General features: G+C 58.1%; 23 protein-coding genes and 2 tRNA genes. 8 read left to right on the top strand and 17 right to left on the bottom strand.

The window, feature by feature from the left end; all coding sequences use genetic code 11:
- Positions 1-55 precede the first annotated feature (55 nt).
- Positions 56-130 (top strand) — tRNA-Glu (locus ACXAH3_RS02245).
- 156 nt (positions 131-286) lie between these two features.
- A tRNA-Glu gene (locus ACXAH3_RS02240) sits at positions 287-361 on the top strand.
- Between the two features lie 71 nt (positions 362-432).
- Here the strand turns inward: ACXAH3_RS02240 and ACXAH3_RS02235 are convergent.
- The 5 genes from ACXAH3_RS02235 to ACXAH3_RS02215 all read right to left on the bottom strand — a co-directional run bounded on the left by ACXAH3_RS02235 (position 433) and on the right by ACXAH3_RS02215 (position 3,550).
- Positions 433-744, bottom strand: a complete 312-nt coding sequence (locus ACXAH3_RS02235; protein ID WP_474860440.1) for a hypothetical protein — start codon at positions 742-744, stop codon at positions 433-435.
- 111 nt (positions 745-855) lie between these two features.
- The gene (locus ACXAH3_RS02230; RefSeq protein WP_474860439.1) at positions 856-1,869 is read right to left on the bottom strand and encodes a GGDEF domain-containing protein; all 1,014 of its coding nucleotides are present in this window, start codon (positions 1,867-1,869) and stop codon (positions 856-858) included.
- Entirely contained in the window at positions 1,866-2,462 is a 597-nt protein-coding gene (locus ACXAH3_RS02225) for a heme NO-binding domain-containing protein (protein ID WP_474860438.1), read from the bottom strand. The genes ACXAH3_RS02230 and ACXAH3_RS02225 overlap by 4 nt, the downstream gene beginning before the upstream one ends.
- A gap of 69 nt (positions 2,463-2,531) precedes the next feature.
- On the bottom strand, positions 2,532-3,224 hold the full coding sequence (locus tag ACXAH3_RS02220) for an HAD family hydrolase (RefSeq protein ID WP_474860437.1): 693 nt from the start codon (positions 3,222-3,224) through the stop codon (positions 2,532-2,534).
- Between the two features lie 47 nt (positions 3,225-3,271).
- A complete protein-coding gene (locus tag ACXAH3_RS02215) occupies positions 3,272-3,550 on the bottom strand; it encodes a DUF3572 domain-containing protein (protein ID WP_474860436.1) in 279 nt (92 codons plus the stop codon).
- Positions 3,551-3,642: 92 nt separating this feature from the next.
- On the opposite strand from ACXAH3_RS02215, the gene ACXAH3_RS02210 reads away from it, so the two are divergent.
- On the top strand, positions 3,643-5,028 hold the full coding sequence (locus ACXAH3_RS02210) for a diguanylate cyclase domain-containing protein (protein ID WP_474860435.1): 1,386 nt from the start codon (positions 3,643-3,645) through the stop codon (positions 5,026-5,028).
- 36 nt (positions 5,029-5,064) lie between these two features.
- Here ACXAH3_RS02210 and ACXAH3_RS02205 read toward each other — a convergent pair whose 3' ends face one another.
- The 4 genes from ACXAH3_RS02205 to ACXAH3_RS02190 all read right to left on the bottom strand — a co-directional run bounded on the left by ACXAH3_RS02205 (position 5,065) and on the right by ACXAH3_RS02190 (position 7,261).
- Entirely contained in the window at positions 5,065-5,592 is a 528-nt protein-coding gene (locus tag ACXAH3_RS02205; RefSeq protein ID WP_474860434.1) for a periplasmic heavy metal sensor, read from the bottom strand.
- A gap of 2 nt (positions 5,593-5,594) precedes the next feature.
- Complete coding sequence (locus ACXAH3_RS02200) at positions 5,595-6,002, bottom strand: dihydroorotate dehydrogenase (protein WP_474860433.1); 408 nt, start codon at positions 6,000-6,002, stop codon at positions 5,595-5,597.
- The gene (locus ACXAH3_RS02195) at positions 5,989-6,576 is read right to left on the bottom strand and encodes an RNA polymerase sigma factor (RefSeq protein WP_474860432.1); all 588 of its coding nucleotides are present in this window, start codon (positions 6,574-6,576) and stop codon (positions 5,989-5,991) included. The genes ACXAH3_RS02200 and ACXAH3_RS02195 overlap by 14 nt, the downstream gene beginning before the upstream one ends.
- Positions 6,577-6,655: 79 nt before the next feature.
- Positions 6,656-7,261 (bottom strand): EF-hand domain-containing protein, encoded by a 606-nt coding sequence (locus ACXAH3_RS02190; RefSeq protein WP_474860431.1) that lies wholly within the window; start codon positions 7,259-7,261, stop codon positions 6,656-6,658.
- Between the two features lie 194 nt (positions 7,262-7,455).
- On the opposite strand from ACXAH3_RS02190, the gene ACXAH3_RS02185 reads away from it, so the two are divergent.
- Positions 7,456-7,875 carry a DUF983 domain-containing protein gene (locus ACXAH3_RS02185; RefSeq protein WP_474860430.1) on the top strand — a complete coding sequence of 140 codons (420 nt, stop codon included), beginning with the start codon at positions 7,456-7,458 and terminating at the stop codon, positions 7,873-7,875.
- Between the two features lie 22 nt (positions 7,876-7,897).
- Positions 7,898-8,599: an NUDIX hydrolase gene (locus ACXAH3_RS02180; RefSeq protein WP_474860429.1), complete on the top strand. Its 702-nt coding sequence runs from the start codon at positions 7,898-7,900 to the stop codon at positions 8,597-8,599.
- 4 nt (positions 8,600-8,603) lie between these two features.
- Here the strand turns inward: ACXAH3_RS02180 and ACXAH3_RS02175 are convergent, their stop codons facing one another.
- From ACXAH3_RS02175 to ACXAH3_RS02160, 4 genes are all read right to left on the bottom strand, one after another.
- Complete coding sequence (locus ACXAH3_RS02175; protein ID WP_474860428.1) at positions 8,604-9,506, bottom strand: EamA family transporter; 903 nt, start codon at positions 9,504-9,506, stop codon at positions 8,604-8,606.
- Between the two features lie 45 nt (positions 9,507-9,551).
- Positions 9,552-10,079, bottom strand: a complete 528-nt coding sequence (locus ACXAH3_RS02170; RefSeq protein ID WP_474860427.1) for a lipocalin family protein — start codon at positions 10,077-10,079, stop codon at positions 9,552-9,554.
- Positions 10,080-10,141: 62 nt separating this feature from the next.
- A complete protein-coding gene (locus ACXAH3_RS02165; protein ID WP_474860426.1) occupies positions 10,142-11,185 on the bottom strand; it encodes an aldo/keto reductase in 1,044 nt (347 codons plus the stop codon).
- 87 nt (positions 11,186-11,272) lie between these two features.
- Positions 11,273-12,052, bottom strand: a complete 780-nt coding sequence (locus ACXAH3_RS02160; RefSeq protein WP_474860425.1) for an SDR family oxidoreductase — start codon at positions 12,050-12,052, stop codon at positions 11,273-11,275.
- A gap of 105 nt (positions 12,053-12,157) precedes the next feature.
- On the opposite strand from ACXAH3_RS02160, the gene ACXAH3_RS02155 reads away from it, so the two are divergent.
- The 3 genes from ACXAH3_RS02155 (at position 12,158) to ACXAH3_RS02145 (ending at position 15,993) form a co-directional block, all read left to right on the top strand.
- A complete protein-coding gene (locus ACXAH3_RS02155) occupies positions 12,158-13,765 on the top strand; it encodes a peptide chain release factor 3 (protein WP_474860424.1) in 1,608 nt (535 codons plus the stop codon).
- A gap of 3 nt (positions 13,766-13,768) precedes the next feature.
- A complete protein-coding gene (locus ACXAH3_RS02150) occupies positions 13,769-14,392 on the top strand; it encodes a hypothetical protein (protein ID WP_474860423.1) in 624 nt (207 codons plus the stop codon).
- A 176-nt stretch (positions 14,393-14,568) separates the two neighbouring features.
- The gene (locus ACXAH3_RS02145; RefSeq protein WP_474860422.1) at positions 14,569-15,993 is read left to right on the top strand and encodes a DEAD/DEAH box helicase; all 1,425 of its coding nucleotides are present in this window, start codon (positions 14,569-14,571) and stop codon (positions 15,991-15,993) included.
- Positions 15,994-16,068: 75 nt separating this feature from the next.
- Here ACXAH3_RS02145 and ACXAH3_RS02140 read toward each other — a convergent pair whose 3' ends face one another.
- Genes ACXAH3_RS02140 through nuoN form a run of 4 tightly spaced genes read right to left on the bottom strand, consistent with a single transcriptional unit; the run spans position 16,069 to position 20,711 of the window.
- Positions 16,069-17,730: a ribonuclease J gene (locus tag ACXAH3_RS02140; RefSeq protein ID WP_474860421.1), complete on the bottom strand. Its 1,662-nt coding sequence runs from the start codon at positions 17,728-17,730 to the stop codon at positions 16,069-16,071.
- A complete protein-coding gene (locus ACXAH3_RS02135; RefSeq protein WP_474860420.1) occupies positions 17,727-18,506 on the bottom strand; it encodes a type III pantothenate kinase in 780 nt (259 codons plus the stop codon). The genes ACXAH3_RS02140 and ACXAH3_RS02135 overlap by 4 nt, the downstream gene beginning before the upstream one ends.
- Before the next feature lie 11 nt (positions 18,507-18,517).
- Positions 18,518-19,270: a biotin--[acetyl-CoA-carboxylase] ligase gene (locus ACXAH3_RS02130; protein WP_474861140.1), complete on the bottom strand. Its 753-nt coding sequence runs from the start codon at positions 19,268-19,270 to the stop codon at positions 18,518-18,520.
- A 4-nt stretch (positions 19,271-19,274) separates the two neighbouring features.
- On the bottom strand, positions 19,275-20,711 hold the full coding sequence (nuoN, locus tag ACXAH3_RS02125; protein ID WP_474860419.1) for an NADH-quinone oxidoreductase subunit NuoN: 1,437 nt from the start codon (positions 20,709-20,711) through the stop codon (positions 19,275-19,277).
- Between the last annotated feature and the right edge of the window lie 9 nt (positions 20,712-20,720).

Below are 20,720 nucleotides of genomic sequence, written 5' to 3'. Positions count from 1 at the left end.
AAAATGCCTCTTGCGTGGCATAGGGCTTTGACATAGAAACCCCTCACCACAGAGTGGCCCGTTCGTCTATCGGTTAGGACGCCAGGTTTTCAACCTGGAAAGAGGGGTTCGATTCCCCTACGGGCTGCCACTTTTCCCAATAGTAATAACATTGAACCGTGCCCTGCGTTCGGTCGACTTTTTTGCGCCATGTGCTGGGCATCTGAAGGAACTTTTTTTCGCTTCGCGCATTTCAGCCCTTGCGCTTGCAAATCCGCTCGCCTAATAAGCCGCCTACCAACAGAGTGGCCCGTTCGTCTATCGGTTAGGACGCCAGGTTTTCAACCTGGAAAGAGGGGTTCGATTCCCCTACGGGCTGCCAGTTGGGTTTCCAGACATTTTGGACAACACGGCCAAGAAGGTTCGGTTCGGCCCCAGACCTATCGTCTTTGATTAGTTTCCGACATCAAATTTCGCGCGACCGCCCGGACCTTCAAAAATCACCACGCGGACATCACCATCTGTTGTGTACTCGGCCGAAACGGTCATGCAGATCGGCGCGCCTTTCAGGCCACGGGTGAACTTGCGGCAATATTTGCCCTCGTCCAAAGTCCAGGTTCCAGCAAATGCGATGCCGTTGAACACCCCTTCAAGCGATCCATCTGCATAGATATAGGCCTGAGACACCTGCGCGCTTTGAAGTGGGCGACCCAAGATGGCGCGGATGATATCATCCGTCTGTGCCCAACCCGCATCAACTGTCAACACGCCGCCGACAACTGCCGCAGATACAGATGATATTAAGCGGGATAACAAGGGCATAGCGGGCTCAGGCGATAGGGGCTTCCAACCTGCTAAGGCCTGCCCAAGGGCCTGTCAACTGGTCAACGGCGCCCCGTTTTGCTGCGTGTGTCCAGCAATGGTAAACCCAGCCCTCCCCGCATGTTTCGAGGCATAGAGCGCCTTATCCGCATCCTCGGCCATCTCGCAGTGATCTGGCCTTGTGTAGTTGGTCGACGGCACCACACCGATACTGGCAGAAACCTTGCATTTTTGGCCCTGAAACAGCACCGGAGCTTCGATCCGTCGGATCAAACGAGCAGCGATTTTCCGAAGCCGGTCGATCTGGACCTGACGATCCAAGACAATTACGAACTCGTCCCCCCCAACCCGCGCCACCAGATCTTCCTGACGGGTTTCTTCCCGCAAGATCTGCGCAACAGCCTCAAGAACTGCATCCCCCGCCGCATGGCCATAGGTATCATTGACAGATTTGAAATAGTCCAGATCCAGATGCATGAGCGAGAAGGGAACCTTCCGCAACAATTGGCGATCCAACCGCGTTTCAAGTGCCCGACGGTTGGCCAGTCCGGTCAGGCGGTCCGTCAAAGCTTGTGTCTGAGCAACTTCTTTTTCGTCGTGGAGGCGATGTGCCAACTGGCTGGCAATATCCATCGCGGCAGATTTCGCTTCCACCAGATAAAGCATCTCGACCGCCAGCTCGGTCGGGGCGAAATCAGATCCCGTTAACTCGTAACGCGCGACGGCCTCGGCGATGGAATACCCGAAGGACAGGTTCAAGAGCACGCTTTCCATTTCCGGCATCAAGGCCACAGAGCCCGTTAACGACATTCCAAACTTGTCACGGATTTTCAGTTGCACCCGTTTGGCGTCGATCTTGCTAACATCCTCGATCCGGGTGATACTTCTGGGCCGCCGAAGTTCCAGCAAACCGAACACGTTGCGCCCAACAACTTCGCGATTGGCGAACACTTTTTGAATGGTCGGTCCGGCGTGTTGCACGATCCCCCGGCTGTCGATCATCAGATGCATCGGCAGCACCCGATCCAGCGCGCCGCACGTGAAGGGGATTGGTCGCTCTATATTCATGGGCCACCTCCTGTTGCCCAAAGGAACGCGCGCCCTTCGGCGTATTGCCTCTCGAGCAGACTGGCTGAGATCACCACTTCCTTGCTACCCTCGTCCGAGACTTCAAGAAACACCAGCGAGCCATAGTCATCCGCCAGCGCACGCAGCGCACCAAGAAGAACGAAAGGCGCGCCCTTTGGGCTGTCTTCACAGGTAACTTCAAAGCAATGCGGTTGAACCTCATCCACCTGAATATGCGGCAATGTCAGGTCCGGGACGGCAAGGCGGGCGCGGCCCCGCAAATCCTCGAGCGAATGCAGAAATTCAGTATAATCCACACCACCGAACCGAAGCAATCGCCGTACACGTTCGACACGCACGTCGGTCACAAGGAATGTTCCGAAGTCTTCGAGCAGCGATTGCCGATCATGGCCTTGCTCGATTGCCAGCTGCTTTAGGATCGACAGACCGATTTGATCATCATAGTGAAACATCGGCTCGACGGATTGGAGGTTAATGTCCAAATCCGCAAGCACCTTTTCCCATACCTGATCCCCATAAGTCAGGCGAACAAAGGCTTCGAATATCCACAGGATCAAACCATGCATCATCATCACACACGTCGCTTCACAGTGACGTTCTAGGCCCGATTTCTTAACAAATCGAAAAGACGCGAGGGGATGCTAGGCTTCTTGATCCAGCCAGGCCGGGATTTGCCCGATATTGTCCAAAACGACATCCGCGAACGGGGATAGTTCACTTTGTGTGGCCAAGCCCGTCAACACGCCGATCGTTTTCATTCCCGCAGCGCGCCCTGCCTTTAGGTCATGCAGGCTGTCGCCCACCATCGCGACCTGTTCGGCGCTGACGTTCATCTGGCGCGCGAAAGCCAGACAGGGGGCTGCGTCCGGTTTCACCCCATTGCCGCTGTCATAGCCCGAGATAAAGTCGAACAAATCTGACACCCCTGCCCCTTCCAAATGCTGACGCGCGGGACGTTCGGCATCGTTGGTAGCGACGCCTAGCGCCAGACCGCGTGTACGCAGATCTTCCATGAGCGGGACCAAGGCCACAGCCTCGACCTGCGGGGCGGTTTCGGCTTCTTTGTTAAGAATGGTTTCCAGCGCATTAGCCGAGAGATCGAAATGAATTTGCAGGGCTGCAACGATTTCGGCGGGCGTGCCAGCGATCACCACGCTGTCGCGCGCAAAACTCTGCGTTTCCATATCAAACCCGATGTCCCGCCCGACCTGTGTTGCGCGTGCATGATCACCATTCGTTAGGCGCAAAAGGACGGCATGCGCCCATGCCTCCCACGTGGCTTTGAACTGAAAAAGCGTGCCGTCTTTGTCAAAGAGAAGGGCCTTGATGGTCATTGAGCATCCTACTTTATTTTCAAAGGCACACTGCCGATATCCGCCCGTCAGGTCCAGTGCATATCGGCCCCACCGGGAAGCGCGTGGCGCAGATGGCCCACCTGATCATAGGACAGCCCCTGCGCATCACAGGCCTGTATGATCCATTGATCATCCATCATTAAAAAATCCAGCATCGCTGCAAGGAATTGAGGGTCGCCGGCATTATCGCGAAGCGTATCCTGCCCGGCTCCGGTTGCGCCCATGAAAACTGGCAAAAGCTCGTCGTTGGCGACCAGCCATGCCAGCATATTCAGCGCGATCCGCTCTGCTTGATCCGACGTCAACTTAACACTCCTTATCGTTTGGAAAGGATTTATTAACCATTTTGGACGCAGGATGTCTGCAATCCTGTTTCAACACTTAGCAAAGCGGTTAGATGAGCGGAAGGATCCTGATAGCAGACGATCTTGCGACCAATCGCATCGTCCTGAAGGTCAAACTGACCATGTCGGGATATGATGTGATTCAAGTCGAACAGATCGACGACGTGCTGGAAACAGCGCGGCGGGCGCAGCCTGATCTAATCATTCTGGGGCGCGGTCATTCCGGGCAGAGCCTGACACTGTGCACCGCGTTGAAAAGCGATCCAAATCTGCACGCCATCCCCGTTATTCTGTTTGCCGAAACCGAAGGGCAACGGGCCCGCATCGAGGCCCTGCGCGCAGGTGCCGATGACGTTTATTCGCGAGGGGTGAAGGAAAGCACGCTGTCGGCCATGGTACGCAGCCTGATCCGTTCACGTGGCAATTATGAAGAGATCATGCGCCATCGCGACCTCTCGTCCGAGTTCGGCTGCGCGGAAGAAGCGGCCGAGTTTGTTCCCGCCGCTCGTATCGCATTGATCGCCTCGGACCCCGAGAACGGGTTGCTGTGGCGGCGCAAATTGGGAACCGAGCTGTCGCACCGTCTGGACGTCATGACGAAAGCGCAGGCTTTGGGCGACATGAATGCAGTCAGCAAGATCCCGGACGCGTTCGTGATCAACGCCGCACTGGATGAGGATTCCGATGGGCTGCGTTTGGTCAGCGAACTGCGGTCGCGTATTCGCACACGCAACGCAATTATCGTGGTTGTGCAGGATGAAGACCGCCCAAATCACGGGGCGATGGCACTGGATCTGGGCGCAGACGCCATTCTGCACACCGGGTTCGAGCCCATGGAACTGGCGCTGCGCCTGCAAACCCTTCTGGCCCGCAAGGTCGAGATGGACGCGCTGCGCAAGCGCTTTGATCTGAACCTGTCGTTGGCTGTGCAAGACCCTTTGACCGGTCTGCACAATCGCCGCTATGCACAAAGCTATCTAAACCGGCTGGAACAAGAGGCGCTGACCAACGGGCAGCCCTATGCGATCATGGTTCTGGATCTGGACCACTTCAAATCCGTCAATGACCGCTTCGGTCATGGCGTTGGCGATCAGGTATTAATCGAAGTCGCAAACCGTCTGCGCGGTAATCTACGCGAGTTCGATCTTGTTGCGCGCTTTGGCGGCGAAGAGTTCATGATCGCCCTGCCCGATGTCAGCCACAAAGACGTGATGGCGATGGCTGAACGTCTGCGGCGCGCCATCGGGGACTGTCCGATCCATGTCACCGAAGCTGCATTTCCGATCCCGGTCACGGTCTCGGTCGGGGTTGCTGTTTGGGGGGATCAGATGAATGACAGCCGCAGCGCGCACGAGCTGACACAGGCCGCTGATCAGGCGCTTTATGCGTCGAAATCTGATGGCCGAAATGTGGTTACATTCGGGAAAACAGCGGCGTGACCTAACGGGCAACGCAAAGATGTTGCCCGTCCGTGATCAACGATTTTCACGATCCCCTTTGGGCCGCTCGACAGCGCTTTCCAGACGGTCTGCAAAGGCTTTGCGGTCCTCAGTGGACATGGTGCTGATCTGTTCGATCACCAGCTTGCGCAGGGATTCACCGCGCTTGTGCAAACGGTCCGTTTGCTGTGCCATAGTGGCTTCAAACGCCGTCACATCGAATATGTCCTGACGCAGCAATTGCAACATAACTTCGAAATCGCGTTCAAGCATCGCGTGGTTTTCCTTGAACGATCCACTTTCCTTGCGGAAAGCGCGCCCAATGTCGCGACGATCCTTGCGATCAAGCGCCTTGGCAATCGGGCCGAACCCAAGATCTCGGATCGCGCCGCGTTCGGGGCCGCGATGATCGAAATCTTTCCCGCTTTGACCCGAGACTTTCGCCCCCACGATCAATCCAAGAACCAAAAGGTTCAGCGTCAACGAGGCCACCAGCGCAAGACGCATCCAGCGTCGGGGCTTGCGGGAGTCAGAGCTTGGTGTTTTCGGTGTCTGATCTGACATGATTATCCCTCATCCTCTGCGAAGAGTGTTGTTCCCAAATAGCCGGGCGCCAGATCTTCCAGCGCATAGGACGTGTCTGATGCGATATAGTCACCCGACAGAACCAACCCGCCCGACAAGGTTTCAAGTTGCACCGGCTGTGTGAAGCCGATCCAGACGCCAGCAACGGTCGCCGTCGCCAAGCTGGCCGCCGCTGGCAGCCCGCCAAGGCCGCGGAAAATGGTCGACAGCCACCCGGCCTTTTGCGTTTTGGGCGCGGGCAAGGGATCAGCCACCGGCATCTGCGCCTCGGCGTCGGCCATGATCGCCGCGATCAAGCTGTCAGACGGTTCAACACTTTCCTGCCGGGCCGCTTCAAAGAACAGGTCCAGTTCGTTTTCCTGCATAGGCTGATTATCAATCTTCGCCATATCCCAACTCCTCGCGTCGTCCGGCCAGATCATTGGCCAGAGCTCTCTTTCCCCGTGCTGTCAAGCTTTCCACCGCTTCAACGCTGATGCCCATGATCTGAGCAATCTCGGGGTTTGCTTCCCCTTCAATATGTCGAAGCGTGACCGCTATTCGTTGTCGATCTGGCAGCCGGTTCAGCGCCTCTTGCAACGCTGTCGCCCGGTCGACATCCATCATGCTTTCAACAGCTGATGGGCTATCATCTTCTGGGTCACCTGCCGCGTCCAGATCAACGGTCCGCCGCTTTCTGTGACGGTCGGTGCACAGGTTTGACACCACCCGGTACAACCAGGTTGATACCTGCGCCTCGCCGCTGCGCCAATTTGCGGCCTGTTTCCACAGACGCAACATGGCTTCTTGTGTCACGTCCTCGGCCTCGGCCCGGTCGCCACCCAGAAGGCGGGTGGCAAAGCCCAGAACACGCGGCGCAAGCCGATGGGTCAGCAGTTGTGCTGCCATCGCATCGCCATTGCCGTAAAGCACCAGCAACGCCTCATCCGAAGCACCTTCATAAGCGTCCAAGGCCATATTCATATGTCCTGCCTAGCCGGTTCCGTGACCCAAGACAACGCGCAGATGCCCCACCCCGTCAGGCGGGGCACCCGCAATGTTCTTAGCCCTTACGGCCACCGTCTTTGCCGCCATGGCCTTTACCGTGACGCATGAACATCTCTTTCTGAGCGGCGTCGAATTCATCCGCCGAGATGGCATTGTCGTCGTCGGTGTCGAAGCGGTCGATCATACGCTCAAGCTTTGCTTGGTCGGGCGAGGCTTCTTCAAAGCTCAGTCTGCCATTGCCGTCCGCGTCTTTTTTGGCCAGCATCTCTTCCAGCTTCCAGCCCATGCGCTTTTCGGACATCTTGCCCTTGCGATCGCCTTTGCCTTCACCTTTGCCGTCACCTTTTGCGGCCATCCGGTCTGCCATGCGTTTTTCGGCCTGCGCCTTCATCTCGTCCAGCGTCAAAGCACCATCACCATCAGCATCGGCAGTATCAAACCGCGCCTTTGCGGCGGCCTGCAGATCTTCCACTGTGATCTGACCATTTTTATCCAGATCTACATCGACGAATTCCATTTGCATGAACCCGCCTTTACGTCCCATCGCACCACGGTCACCGTCTTTGCCGCCGAACGCCATTGCAGCGGTCGAGGTCAGCGTCAAAGCAGCCCCAAGGCCCAGAGCAATTGCGGTCGCAGCAGTTTTCTTATTGAGTTTCATAACGATCTCCTATGGTTACTTGCCTTCAACGACGCCTTGTTTCTGCGTCGTTATGTATCTTCAACGCTGGGGGCTGGGCTTTCCGTCGAAGTTTTTTTATTTTTTCCGCGACATCCCGACGCAATGGCGTTTCTGGGCCTGATTTACACTGAAGAATCTGTATGATGTTCGGATGCGCGATATAGGAGTGCCCAATGACTGAGAATGCTCAGATCACCGCAGATGATGTATTGTCGGCACAGGCCGAGCCTGAACGCGAGCTGAAACCCGCGCTGCGCAAAGGTTGGTCAAAACGCTGCCCAAACTGTGGCACGGGCAAGCTGTTTGATGGCTATTTGAAAGTACATCACGACTGCACCGTCTGCGGGGAAGAGCTGCATCACCAGCGCGCAGATGACGGCCCGGCCTATCTGACCATCATTCTGGTCGGCCACGTCATGGCGCCCCTTCTGCACGTGTTCTATGTCCATGTGGTTCAGGATCCGCTGATCTTGGCGACCATCTTTACAGTCGGGACTGTCGCTGCGTCACTTTACCTTCTGCCCCGTTTCAAAGGCTTTATGATTGCCTTTCAGTGGGCGAAACGTATGCATGGGTTTGCCGGGAAGAAGTAACAGAACACTATCAGGGGCCGACATGGACAAATCCAAGATCATTCGCGACGCAGCAACCGTCATTCTGATCCGGGATAAGACCACCCGCCCCCAAGTTCTCATGGGCCAGCGTGGTGCAAACGCGGCCTTCATGCCCAACAAATTCGTCTTTCCCGGCGGCGCGTTGGATGCCACCGACGCGCAAGTACCCTTGGCAGACGCCGGCGCAGAACCTTGCCTGACCCGTCTGGGCGAACAGGCAGATGCCTCGAAAGCGCAGGCTTTGCTGGTCGCAGCCATTCGCGAGCTTTGGGAAGAAACCGGCCAAATTCTGGGCGAGGCTGGCACATGGCCCGGTGACATTCCCAATGATTGGAAAGATTTTGCGGATGCAGGCTTCATCCCCTCGGCGAAAGGCATGGCTTTTGTCTTCCGCGCCATAACGCCAAAAGGCCGCCCCCGCCGTTTTGATGCCCGTTTCTTTGCGGTGGATGCGGACGAGCTTCAGACCGACATCGACGATTTCTCGCGCGCCTCGGACGAATTAAGCCACCTGCAATGGATCCCGCTGGACGATGTACGCCGCTTTGATCTGCCCTTCATCACCGAAGTTGTGCTGGCCGAGATCGCGGGCAATCTACCCGATCTGGGTGCCCCCGCGCAGGTGCCGTTCTTCAACAACTCAGACGAAGAAAGCTTGTTTGAGCGGTTGGGCGGCGTCGGGCCTTTGTCCTCTGCGCAGTAAGGCGCTATTTCAGAAACAGAACCAACACCAGAACGGACGCAAGGATCAGCGCGGTCCCCGCATATTCGCGTCCGCTGACCTTTTCGCGAAAAACAAACAGCGTCGCGGCATAGGAAAACAGAAGCTCGATCTGCCCCAAGGCTTTGACAAGCGCTGCGTTTTGCAACGTGAAAGCCGTGAACCAGCTGAAACTTCCGATCATCGAGCTGATCCCGACCAGCGCCCCCACGCGCCATGCATTGAACACGCGGGTGACTTCCCCTTTTTCGCGCAGGATCATCCAGCCCGCCATGATCACCGACTGAAACGCGGTAACGACGGCCAAGGTGAACCCGGCCCGCGCGACCACATCCTCGGATCCTAACGACAGGGACGCGCCGCGATAGCCAATGGCAGAGAAAGAAAAGAGCAGCCCTGCCCCCAGCCCCAGCGCCGCTGCCTTGTTGAAAAACCGTTTCCAACCCTGCCCACCTTCGGGCGGGTCTGACAGCAGCAAAAGCCCGACAAAGCCGATCAGAATGGCGAATATGCCTGCGGTGCCGATGCCCTCGCCCAGTACTAAAAGCCCGGTCAGCGCCGTCAGCACCACTTCGGTTTTCTTGAAGGTGATGCCAACCGCAAAGTTACGCTCGGCAAACAGAGCAACCACACAGATGGTGGCGAGGATCTGCGCAATGCCGCCGATAAAGGCAAACGCAAAAAAGCGCGCGTCGGGCCGTGGCACATCCAACCCCGTCACCGCGAAATAGCCCGCCATCAGCACCGCCACCAGCGGCGCGGAATAGACAAACCGGGCGAACGTCGCGCCGGTCGCACTTAGCCGCGTGTCCTTCAGCCGCTTTTGCAGCATGAACCGCAGGTTTTGCGAGAACGCGGCCAGAATGGTGATGGGGATCCAAGCTTGCATGATCACCGCTTCGCATGTCCAGCTGCCCTTCGCAAGGCGTCGGGATCAGCGAATATGCAGACGGTTCTTATCGTAGCCGTTAAAGACCAGCATATCGGCGGCGGCTTTGATCCGATCCTCGCCGCCCTTACCGTTGCGGTCGATGATCCAGCCAAAACTACCTGATGGGGTGCCAATTGCCGCCGTGCGATAGTCAGCGTCCACCCAGAGCACCCAGTATTCGGTCCCGAAAGGCGGCGTGCCGACCGTAATCCGCCCCGCAGCGCTCATCGTTGCGTCATACCGCTCGCGTCCGCCCGATGCGTTGCTTGTTGTGATGCCTGTGATCCCGCCCGCGCCATGTTCAATTGAAACACTGCCATAAAGGGGCTTTTGGCCGGGATGCACAAATTCACCCCGGATCACCCAATTTCCAGCAAAACGAGCTGCATCGAAGCGCGTGGTCGAGCTGATGGGCCGCTTGGTGTTGCGATGGAACTCGATCCCATCGCCCCCGCCGCCGACACAGGCTGACAGAGCAAATGCCAAACTTGCCCCGCCCCCGGCTTGCAGAAAGTTACGTCGATCAATCATTAAGAAAACCTCGCTCCCCGGCATGTTTTGAACCGCACCGGGGAAAATCGCAAGCCTTGCCCTTAGAACGGCATCGGGTGGGCGCGGTGGGCGGCGTCGATATCTGCCATCACCTCGTCCGACAGGATCAAGTCCTGACCTTCCATGATCAGTGACAGTTGCTCGGTCGAGGACGCACCGAAAATGGTCGAGCCCATGAACGGCCGCGACACGACAAAAGCCAGTGCCATTTGTACAAGGTCCAGCCCGTGCTTATCCGCCACGGCCTGATAGGCATCCACCGCCGGGAAAGCGCGTTCCGTCGTACGTCCACCCAGCCCCGGATAGACCGACAGGCGCGAGCCTTCGGGAACCGCGCCGTTCTGGTACTTGCCGGTCAGAAGCCCGGTCGCCAGCGGCGAATAGGACAAAACACGTGTGCCTTCATTCATGCACAGCTCGGCCAGATCGGTATCGGCCAAACGGTTCATCAGGCTGTATTCGTTCTGGATCGAAATAACCTCGGGTGCGCCCATTTCACGGGCCAAACGTATCCACTGCGCCGTGCCCCAGGCGCTTTCATTGGACAGGCCGAAGTAGCGGATCTTGCCTGCCTTGACCAAATCCGCCATCGCCTGCAACACATCGCGCATATGGTCCTCGACCTTTTCGCGGTTCTGGCCCGATGGGTCAAAGGTCCAGTTTTGACGGAAGGCATAGCTGCCACGAATGGGCCAGTGGGTCTGATAGATATCAATATAGTCGGTCTGTAGTTTCTCAAGCGACTCGTCCACTGCTTCGTGGATCACTGCGCTGTCATAGCCCTTGCCGCCGCGTTTCCAGCCCGGATTGTCACCCGAAACCTTGGTGGCGATCACTACATCATCACGCCGACCGGTCTTGGCCAACCAACTGCCGATCGTTGCTTCGGAACGGCCACAGGTTTCGGCCTTGATCGGGTTCACCGGATACATTTCCGCTGTATCGATGAAGTTGCCGCCGCCATCCAGAAACATGTCGATCTGATCGTGCCCTTCCTCGGGCGTGTTGGTCGATCCCCAGGTCATCGACCCAAGGCACAGCGCGCTGACCTCTAGCGCGCCATTGGCAAGTGTGTTCATCCGCATGGGGGTCTCCGTCGAAGCTGGTAAGTGTTGGGGTAAGGTAAGTGGACCGGGGCAAAGCACAAGCCCCGGCCGTTTAGATTTGGCAGATTACAGCGTGGTGTTCGTCGCCCCACCATCCAAAAGAACGTTCTGCCCGATCATGAAGCCTGCATGTTGCGAGCACATGAAGGCACATGTCGCGCCGAACTCTTCTTTTGTGCCATAGCGGCCAGCGGGAAGGGTGCTGAACTTCTGCGCCCGCGCTTCATCAAACGATATATCGCCCGCATCGGCCGCCGCCTGATCAAGCGAAACCATGCGGTCGGTGTCGTGCAGCCCCGGCAACAGGTTGTTGATGATCACACCCTGCCCGGCCATCTGGCGCGACACACCGGCAACAAATCCGGTTAACCCCGTACGCGCTGTGTTGGACAGCCCCAAAACCGCAATCGGAGCCTTAACGGACACGCTCGTGATGTTCACCACGCGTCCCCAGCCACGATCTGCCATGCCCGGTATCAGCGCTTGCATCAATGCGATCGGCGTCAACATGTTGGCGTCAAACGCGTCGATAAAGGTATCGCGTTCCCACTCCGTCCAGTTCCCCGGGGGTGGGCCGCCTGCGTTGGTGACAAGGATGTCGACCTCGCCCGCGGCCTTCAGAACCTCGGCGCGTCCATCTTCCGAGGTGATGTCGGCCGCAACCGTCACAACCTCGACACCTGTTTCCGCGCGGATGGCCTCGGCCGCCTCAAGCAAAGGCCCCTCGGTCCGTGCATTCATCACCAAAGACGCGCCTTCACGCGCCAAGGCCTGCGCACAGCCAAAGCCCAACCCCTTGGACGACGCGCAGACCAGCGCTTTTTTGCCTTTGATTCCCAGATCCATGTGACCCTCCGGTGCAATGATTGTTTTTCCCACCTCTAGCGGCCCAACCATCCTGAACGCAACCAGCATGTTGCGCCATCCCGCCCCCGTCGCTATATGCGACGCATGTTGGATACGAACACAAACCGCCCCGAATTGCCGCCCGAGATTGCGCGCCGTCGCACCTTTGCGATCATCAGCCACCCGGATGCCGGCAAGACGACCCTGACCGAGAAATTCCTTCTGTATGGTGGTGCCATTCAGATGGCTGGACAGGTGCGTGCCAAGGGCGAGGCACGCCGTACACGCTCGGACTTCATGAAAATGGAACAAGACCGGGGGATCTCGGTTTCTGCATCCGCCATGTCGTTTGATTTCGGCAAGTATCGGTTCAATCTGGTCGACACGCCCGGCCACTCGGATTTCTCGGAAGACACCTATCGCACGCTGACCGCTGTGGACGCGGCGGTGATGGTAATCGACGGCGCGAAAGGTGTGGAAAGCCAAACGCAGAAACTGTTCGAAGTCTGCCGCCTGCGCGATCTGCCGATCCTGACCTTCTGTAACAAGATGGACCGGGAAAGCCGTGATACATTTGATATTATTGACGAAATTCAGGAAAATCTGGCGATCGACGTATCCCCGGCCAGCTGGCCCATCGGCATGGGCCGCGACTTTATGGGCACCTATGACCTCTTGAATGACCGGTTGGAGCTGATGGACCGCGCCGACAGAAACGTCGTGGCTGAAACCATCGAGATCAATGGACTGGACGACCCCAAACTGGCTGAGCATGTGCCCGAACATCTGCTTGAGAAATTTCTGGAAGAGGTCGAGATGGCGAAGGAACTTCTGCCGACACTTGACCCGCAATCCGTGCTGGAAGGCCACATGACGCCGATCTGGTTCGGCTCGGCTATCAACTCGTTCGGTGTGCAGGAACTTATGCAGGGCATCGCGAATTACGGCCCGGAGCCGCAGCCGCAACAAGCAGATCCGCGTGCGATTGCGCCCGAGGAAAAGAAGGTCGCCGGTTTTGTCTTCAAAGTTCAGGCCAACATGGACCCGAAGCACCGCGACCGCGTGGCGTTTATGCGGCTGGCCTCGGGCCACTTCAAACGCGGTATGAAACTGACCCATGTGCGCTCGAAAAAGCCGATGGCTGTGTCGAACCCTGTCCTGTTCCTCGCCTCGGACCGTGAACTGGCGGAAGAAGCTTGGGCGGGCGACATCATCGGCATCCCGAACCACGGCCAACTGCGCATTGGCGACACCCTGACCGAGGGCGAGATGATCCGCGCCACCGGCATCCCATCTTTCGCGCCAGAGCTTTTGCAAACCGTGCGCGCGGGTGATCCGATGAAGGCCAAGCACCTTGAAAAAGCGCTGATGCAGTTTGCCGAAGAAGGGGCCGCGAAGGTCTTTAAACCGAATATCGGTTCGGGCTTCATCGTTGGCGTCGTTGGCGCGCTGCAATTCGAAGTGCTCGCCAGCCGGATCGAGATGGAATACGGCCTTCCCGTGCGCTTTGAAGCCTCGCAATTCACCTCGGCCCGCTGGATCCTTGGCGACAAGGACGAGGTCGAAAAGCTGGTAAATGCAAACAAGCAGCACATCGCCCACGACAATGACGGAGACCCGGTATTTTTGACGCGTCTTCAATGGGATATCGACCGTGTTGAACGTGATTACCCGGACCTGAAACTCTCCGCCACCAAGGAAATGATGGTGTAAGACATGTGCCTGCCACGTCCTTCGCCCCTGCAAAACCGCGTTTTGCCAACGGGCGAGGTTGTGGCAGACCCGTCGCGCGGGATGTTCACCGGAAACCGGGGCATTCTGCCTTTCCATGATGGGCGCCTTGGCACCTCGCGTTGGAAGCACCAGCACTGGATCATTTGCGATCTGGAGCATCCAAAAGGTCGCTATCACGGCCCCATGCCCGACCGCGCATGGACGCCGCTTTTCTTTCTGGATGAAGCGGTGGGACTTGCAGCAGGCCATCGCCCCTGCGCCTATTGCCGCCCCAACGCCTATCGCCAATTTAAAGCGGCTTGGGCAACCGCTCACGGTCCGATGGGGCACAAGGAAATGGATCGTCTTCTGCACACATCCCGCGTGACACGCAGCCGACAGCAGGTCCGGCACAAGACCGCTTGCGACACCCTGCCAGATGGGACCTTCATCCTAAGCGCAGACCAACCGCACCTTCTGATTGGGGACACCGCACGCCCGTTCACGCCGCAGGGATATGGCCCACCAAAAGCCCGCCCTGACACGTTGGTCCAGGTTCTGACCCCTGCCCCGACGGTCGCCACCTTGCGTTTCGGGTACAGCCCGAACTTGCATCCAAGCGCGTGATCCGTGCAACAGCGGCAAGTTTTCGTCGCTAAATCGCGCAATCTGAGCCATGTCATTGACCCTAGCGCCTTTTTTCCTTAAGCACTTCGTCATCAGAAGGGACGCGAAAGCGCACGCCATACGGGCTTCCCTTGAAAATCCGCACGGGCGCTGGATGTCCGTGAAACAGGACATACATGACCAAATTTTCTGATTTGAAACTCAGCCCCAAAGTGCTGAAAGCTATCGACGAAGCGGGCTATGAAAGCCCCACCCCCATTCAGGCGGGTGCCATCCCCCCCGCCCTTGAAGGCCGTGACGTGCTGGGCATCGCCCAGACCGGAACAGGCAAGACTGCATCATTCACTTTGCCGATGATTTCGGCCTTGGCCCGCGGTCGTGCACGCGCGCGGATGCCACGATCGCTGGTGCTGTGCCCCACACGTGAACTCGCCGCGCAAGTTGCTGAAAACTTTGATGTTTACGCCAAGCACGTCAAACTGACCAAAGCGCTGTTGATCGGCGGTGTCAGCTTCAAGGAACAAGACCAACTGATCGACCGGGGCGTTGATGTTCTAATTGCCACCCCCGGCCGCCTGCTGGACCATTTCGAGCGTGGCAAACTGCTGCTGACTGGCGTGCAGATCATGGTGGTTGATGAAGCAGACCGGATGCTCGACATGGGGTTCATTCCCGACATCGAGCGCATCTTCGGCCTGACCCCCTTCACGCGCCAAACGCTGTTTTTCTCGGCCACCATGGCGCCCGAGATCGAGCGTGTGACCAACACCTTCCTGTCAAACCCCGAACGGATCGAGGTTGCCCGTCAGGCGACGACCTCGGAAACGATCACGCAGGAATTGTGCATGTTCAAAGCCTCGCGCCGCGATCGTGCTGCCAGCGAGAAACGCAAGCTTCTGCGCGCGCTGATCGACCGCGAGGGCGAGAAATGTACCAACGCGATCATCTTCTGCAATCGCAAGACAGATGTGGATATCTGCGCGAAATCGTTGAAGAAATACGGCTATAATGCCGCGCCCATTCACGGTGATCTGGAACAATCCAAGCGTATGGAAGTACTGGATGGGTTCCGGTCCGGCACGCTTCAGTTCCTTTGTGCCTCGGACGTAGCTGCACGCGGGTTGGACATTCCAAATGTGAGCCACGTGTTCAACTTCGACGTTCCCGGCCACGCCGAGGACTATGTTCACCGGATCGGCCGTACCGGCCGCGCGGGCCGCGAAGGCAAGGCCGTGATGATCTGCGAGCCGCGTGATGAAAAGAACCTAGATGCGGTCGAGCGACTGATTGAAAAAGAGATCCCGCGCGTTGACAGCCCCTTGAAAGACGAAAAGCCCAAGCGCAGCCGGGCCAAATCGGACGAGGAAAAAACCGAAAAGCCCGCCCGCAAGCGCAGAAGCGAGAAGCCCAAAGAAGACGTGGCCGAAGCCACGCCCGCTCCTGCTGAACAGCCGAAACCCGAGGCCAAGCCGGAACGCAACGACCGCAACAAGCCCCGTGGCCGTGGCGGCAATCGTGGCGGCGGCAACAAGGTTGTCGGCATGGGCGACCACCTTCCCGAGTTCATTGCAAAAAGCTTTGATGAACGCCGCGCAGGATAAGCCTGGCGCAACGGAACAAGAAAAAAGCGAAGCCTGATCGGGCTTCGCTTTTTTCGTTTCAACAGGTTGGCAGGGTCATTCCAACCGGCTGACCACAATAGTGACTTCCGGCTTGCGCCCAATCTCGTCATTGGTGGATTTGCGCGCGATGCGTTTCAGCTCGTCGCCCAGCTTGTCTTCGTCGCGCAGGGTCTTGTTGGACGCACGCATCAGGAACTGTCCCAGATCCTCTTCCAATACGTCGACCAGCGGTGCTTTCGAATGGCCAACTTCGGGCAGGCCCATCAGCTCGACCCAAGGCTCGCCCAGTGGTTCGTTGCCATCTAGAATGACGTTCACGATCACATGGCCGTTCAAGGCTAGCCGGATCCGGTCGCGAACGATCCCGTCCAGCGCTCCGATCAGGATGTCTCCGTCCAGATAAATCCGATCCGTTTCAACATGTTCCACCACATGTGGCGCGTCGCCTGTCAGGTCACAGACCGCGCCATTCACCACAACCAAGGAAGGCCGCCCACCCTTTTCTGCCAGCTTGGCGTGTTCGCGCAGATGGCGATGTTCGCCGTGCATGGGGATGACCATCTGTGGGTTGATGATCTCGTGCACGCGTTGCAGATCTGGGCGGTTGGCGTGACCAGAAACGTGATAGCGATCATTTTCGGCCACCAGCTCGACCCCCATTTCCGAAAACGCGTTCATGATGCGGATCACACCGCGTTCGTTGCCCGGAATAGTTTTGGACGAGAACAAGAACATGTCCCCTTCCGCCATAGTCAGACCCATGTATTTGCCCCGCGCCAGTTGCGCCGAAGCCGCGCGGCGTTCACCCTGCGACCCGGTCACGATCAGCATCAGGTTCTCGCGCGGGATGTCGCGGGCGTCTTCCGGTGTCACAGTGGTCGGGAAATCATGCAGAACTGAAGTTTCAATCCCAGCTTGGATCATCCGCCGCATGGCTCGACCTAACAGGCAGACCGAACGGCCAGCGGCCTTGCCAGCGTCGGCGAGTTGTTTCACCCGCGCCACGTTCGAAGCAAAGGTGGTCGCGACGACCATTTGCGGTGTGTCCTTGATCAACTGGGTCAGTTCCGGGCCAACTTCGGCCTCGGACCGACCCGGCGCGGGCGAGAACACGTTGGTCGAGTCACAGACCAGAGCTTTTACGCCCGGCTTCGCGACCTCGCGCCACAAATCTTCATCGAATGCGTCGCCCAGAACCGGGGTTTCGTCCAGTTTGAAATCGCCGGTATGCACGATCCGGCCTGCGGGAGTGTCGATGATCAGGCCAGCGCTTTCCGGAATCGAGTGGCTGAGCGGCATATAGCTGACCTTGAACGGCCCGGCCTCGATCACCTGCGGATAGACATCGGCGGTGATCACAACCTCAGGCACCTGCCCTGCTTCCTCCAGCTTGCGCTGCGCATGATAACGCGTGAAGGGGCGCGCGTGGATCGGCGCATTCAACTTCGAGTACAAACGCCCGACCGCCCCGACGTGATCCTCGTGCGCGTGGGTGATGAAGATGGCCTCAAGCCGGTCAACATTTTCGACCAGCCACGAGATATCAGGCATGATCAGGTTTACGCCCGGCGTGGTGTCCATATCCGGGAAGGTTACCCCCAAATCCACAAGGATCAGGCGTTCTTTGCCCGGCTTGCCATAGCCATAGACATAAGCGTTCATGCCGATCTCGCCGGCGCCCCCCAACGGAAGGTAAATCAGACGGTCAGCACTCATATGTTGCCCTGTTCCTTATTGTAATCATAGATACGCACAAGCCCGTGCATGGTTAGATCTTCATCAATCTCGTCGTATAGATCTGCGCCTTGTTCAAAGAGCGGCGCAAGCCCTCCGGTTCCAATAACCTTCATGGGAAGGCCGTATTCGTCTTTCACCTTCTGCACAAGCCCCTGCACAAGGCCCACATAGCCCCAGAAAATGCCCGACTGAATGCAGCCCACCGTATTGGTGCCGATCACCTTGTCAGGTTGGGTCACGTCCACATGGGGAAGTGCTGCCGCCCCTTGGTGGAGCGCCTCGAGCGACAGGTTCACGCCGGGGGCAATCACACCGCCGATATAGGCCCCATCGTGGGCCACAACGTCGATGTTCGTGGCCGTACCGAAATCGACAACCATGCAGTCGCCGCCATAGCGTTCGAACCCCGCCACGGCGTTGGCCAGCCGGTCCGGGCCGGGCGTCGTGCCCTGATCCACACGCGGTGCAACGGGCAGCAGGCAATCAGGTTTACCAACGACCAGCGGACGCAGACCAAAGAACCGATCCGCAAAGACGCGCAGGTTCCAAACCACGCGCGGCACGGTCGAGCTGATCACCACACCGGTAATTTCGGGATCAATCTTGTAGTGATTGATCAGCGTCGAGAACCACGTGAAATAGGCATCCGCAGTGCGCGAATGGTGGGTGGACGTTCTGAGCGTGCACAAGAATTTCCCGCCATCCCAGATCGAGAAAACGGTGTTCGTATTGCCGCAGTCAATGGCCAGAAGCATGGGCCACTCCTTCAGAAAAAGATCTCGGCCGCGGGGATGACCTCGCGGGATTTTGCTGTTGATAGGACAAGGTTGCCCTGCGCGTCCACTGTTTCAAACCGTCCCACATATTCGTCGCGGGTGGTGCGGGCGGTGATCACCTCGCCCAGACGGGCGGCACGGGCCAGCCAGGCCTCGCGGATCGGCTTGAACCCATAGGTCGTGAACTGGGTTTCATAGTGCTGATAAGCCGGAGCCAGAAAGCCCAGAAACTCCTCGGGGGTCAGCTGAACACCGGTCTCACCAGCGAGACTAACAGGCGCCACGGCGCTGGCCTCAACTTGCTCTGCCTGTGGCGCGTCGATCAAGTTCACGCCAATCCCGATGGCAATATGGCTGACCTGCCCGCCAGCAAGACCCGCGCTTTCCAATAGGATGCCCGCGACCTTGCCGCCGTTCAGCAGCACATCGTTTGGCCATTTCAGCGACAGCCCGCTTGTGCGGCCCGTGGCTGTGGCAAAAGCGTCATAAAGCGCTAAGGACGCCACAAAGCTGCGCAGCGCGACCTGATCCGGGGTATCGTTCGGGCGCATAACCAGCGTGGCCGAGAAATGCCCGCGTGGTGCGGTCCATGGCCTGCCCCGCCGTCCCCGCCCGGCGGTTTGGCTCAGCGCCAATATCCATGTGGGGCCCAAAAGGCCCGACGCGATACGCCGGGCCTCTTCATTGGTGCTGTCCACACTGGCCAGAACGCGTTTTTCAACGCCATCGGGCCATTTGGGCAACCCGTTATTTGACAAGGGCTTCTGCGGCCGCAGCAGCGGCGCCTTCGATGCCGAAGAAGTTCACGACGCCCAGAAGGATGATGGCAGCCGATCCCATCAGGGCAGCCCATGCGGCGGGCGACATGTTCAACTCCAGCCCCTCGCCTTCCTCTCCGAAATACATGAAATAGACGATGCGCAGGTAATAGAACGCCCCGATCACGGACGCGATCACACCAGCAACCGCCAGCCACGCCAATCCCGCATGAACAGCAGCAACCAGCACACCGTATTTGGCAAAGAAACCCAGCATCGGCGGCACGCCAGCAAGCGAGAACAGAAGGATCAGCATTGCCAGCCCCTTCAGCTTGTCATTCACTGCAAACTGGTTCAGCGCATTGATGTCGGTGACCGGACGGCCATCACGCTCCATCGACATGATAAAGGCGAAAGTGCCGATGTTCATGGTCAGATAAACAGCCATGTACAAAAGCATCGCCTGCACGCCGTATTCGCTGCCCGCAGCCAGGCCCAGCAGGGCAAAACCCATATGGGCAATGGACGAATAGGCCATCAGTCGTTTGATGTTGGTTTGACCGATTGCCGCGAAAGCCCCAAGGAACATGGACAGCACTGCCAGAAGGGCAATGATTTGCTGCCAGTCGCCAACAGCCTGACCGAAGGCGTCAAACAGCACGCGGGCGAACAGGGCCATTGCGGCCAGTTTTGGCGCGGTGGCAAAGAAGGCGGTGACGGGGGTCGGTGCGCCCTCGTAAACGTCTGGGGTCCACATGTGGAACGGTACGGCCGAGACTTTGAAGGCCAGACCGGCGGTCACGAAGACCAGACCGATCAGAAGGCCAAGGCCAACCTGACCGTGGTTTGCCGCCTCGATGATGCCCGAGAACAGCGTGGTGCCCGAATAGCCATAGACCAGCGACGAACCATAAAGCAGCAGGCCCGAGGACAGAGCACCCAGAACGAAGTATTTCAGACCGGCCTCGGTCGATTTCACGCTGTCACGGTTCAGCGATGCAACAACGTAAAGCGATAGCGATTGCAGCTCGAGACCCATATAGAGCGTCATCAAATCGCCAGCCGACACCATGACCATCATGCCAACGGTGCCGAGCGTCACAAGGATCGGATACTCGAATCTCAGCAGGCCACGGCGCGACATTGTCGCCTCGCCCATGACCAGAACCGCAGCTGCGGCCAAGAGGATCGCAATCTTGGCGAAACGCGAATACGCGTCGTCAAGGAACATGCCGCCAAAGGCCGCAGTGTTTCCGTCCCCACCTGCGACCATCAGAGCGACCAGCACCATCACGCCGCCGGTGATCCATGTGATCAGCTTGGCCATCCCGTCCTTCGACGTATAAACCGCGCCCAGAAGTGCCGCCATCGCATAGACCGCAAGGATCAGCTCAGGCAGAACCGTTTGAATATCAACAGAGCTCATCTTTCGCTC

Source organism: Aliiroseovarius sp. ABM4_368 (assembly GCF_056161205.1).
The sequence above is the reverse complement of the archived record's forward strand: the minus strand, read 5'-3'. Positions and strand labels throughout refer to the sequence as shown.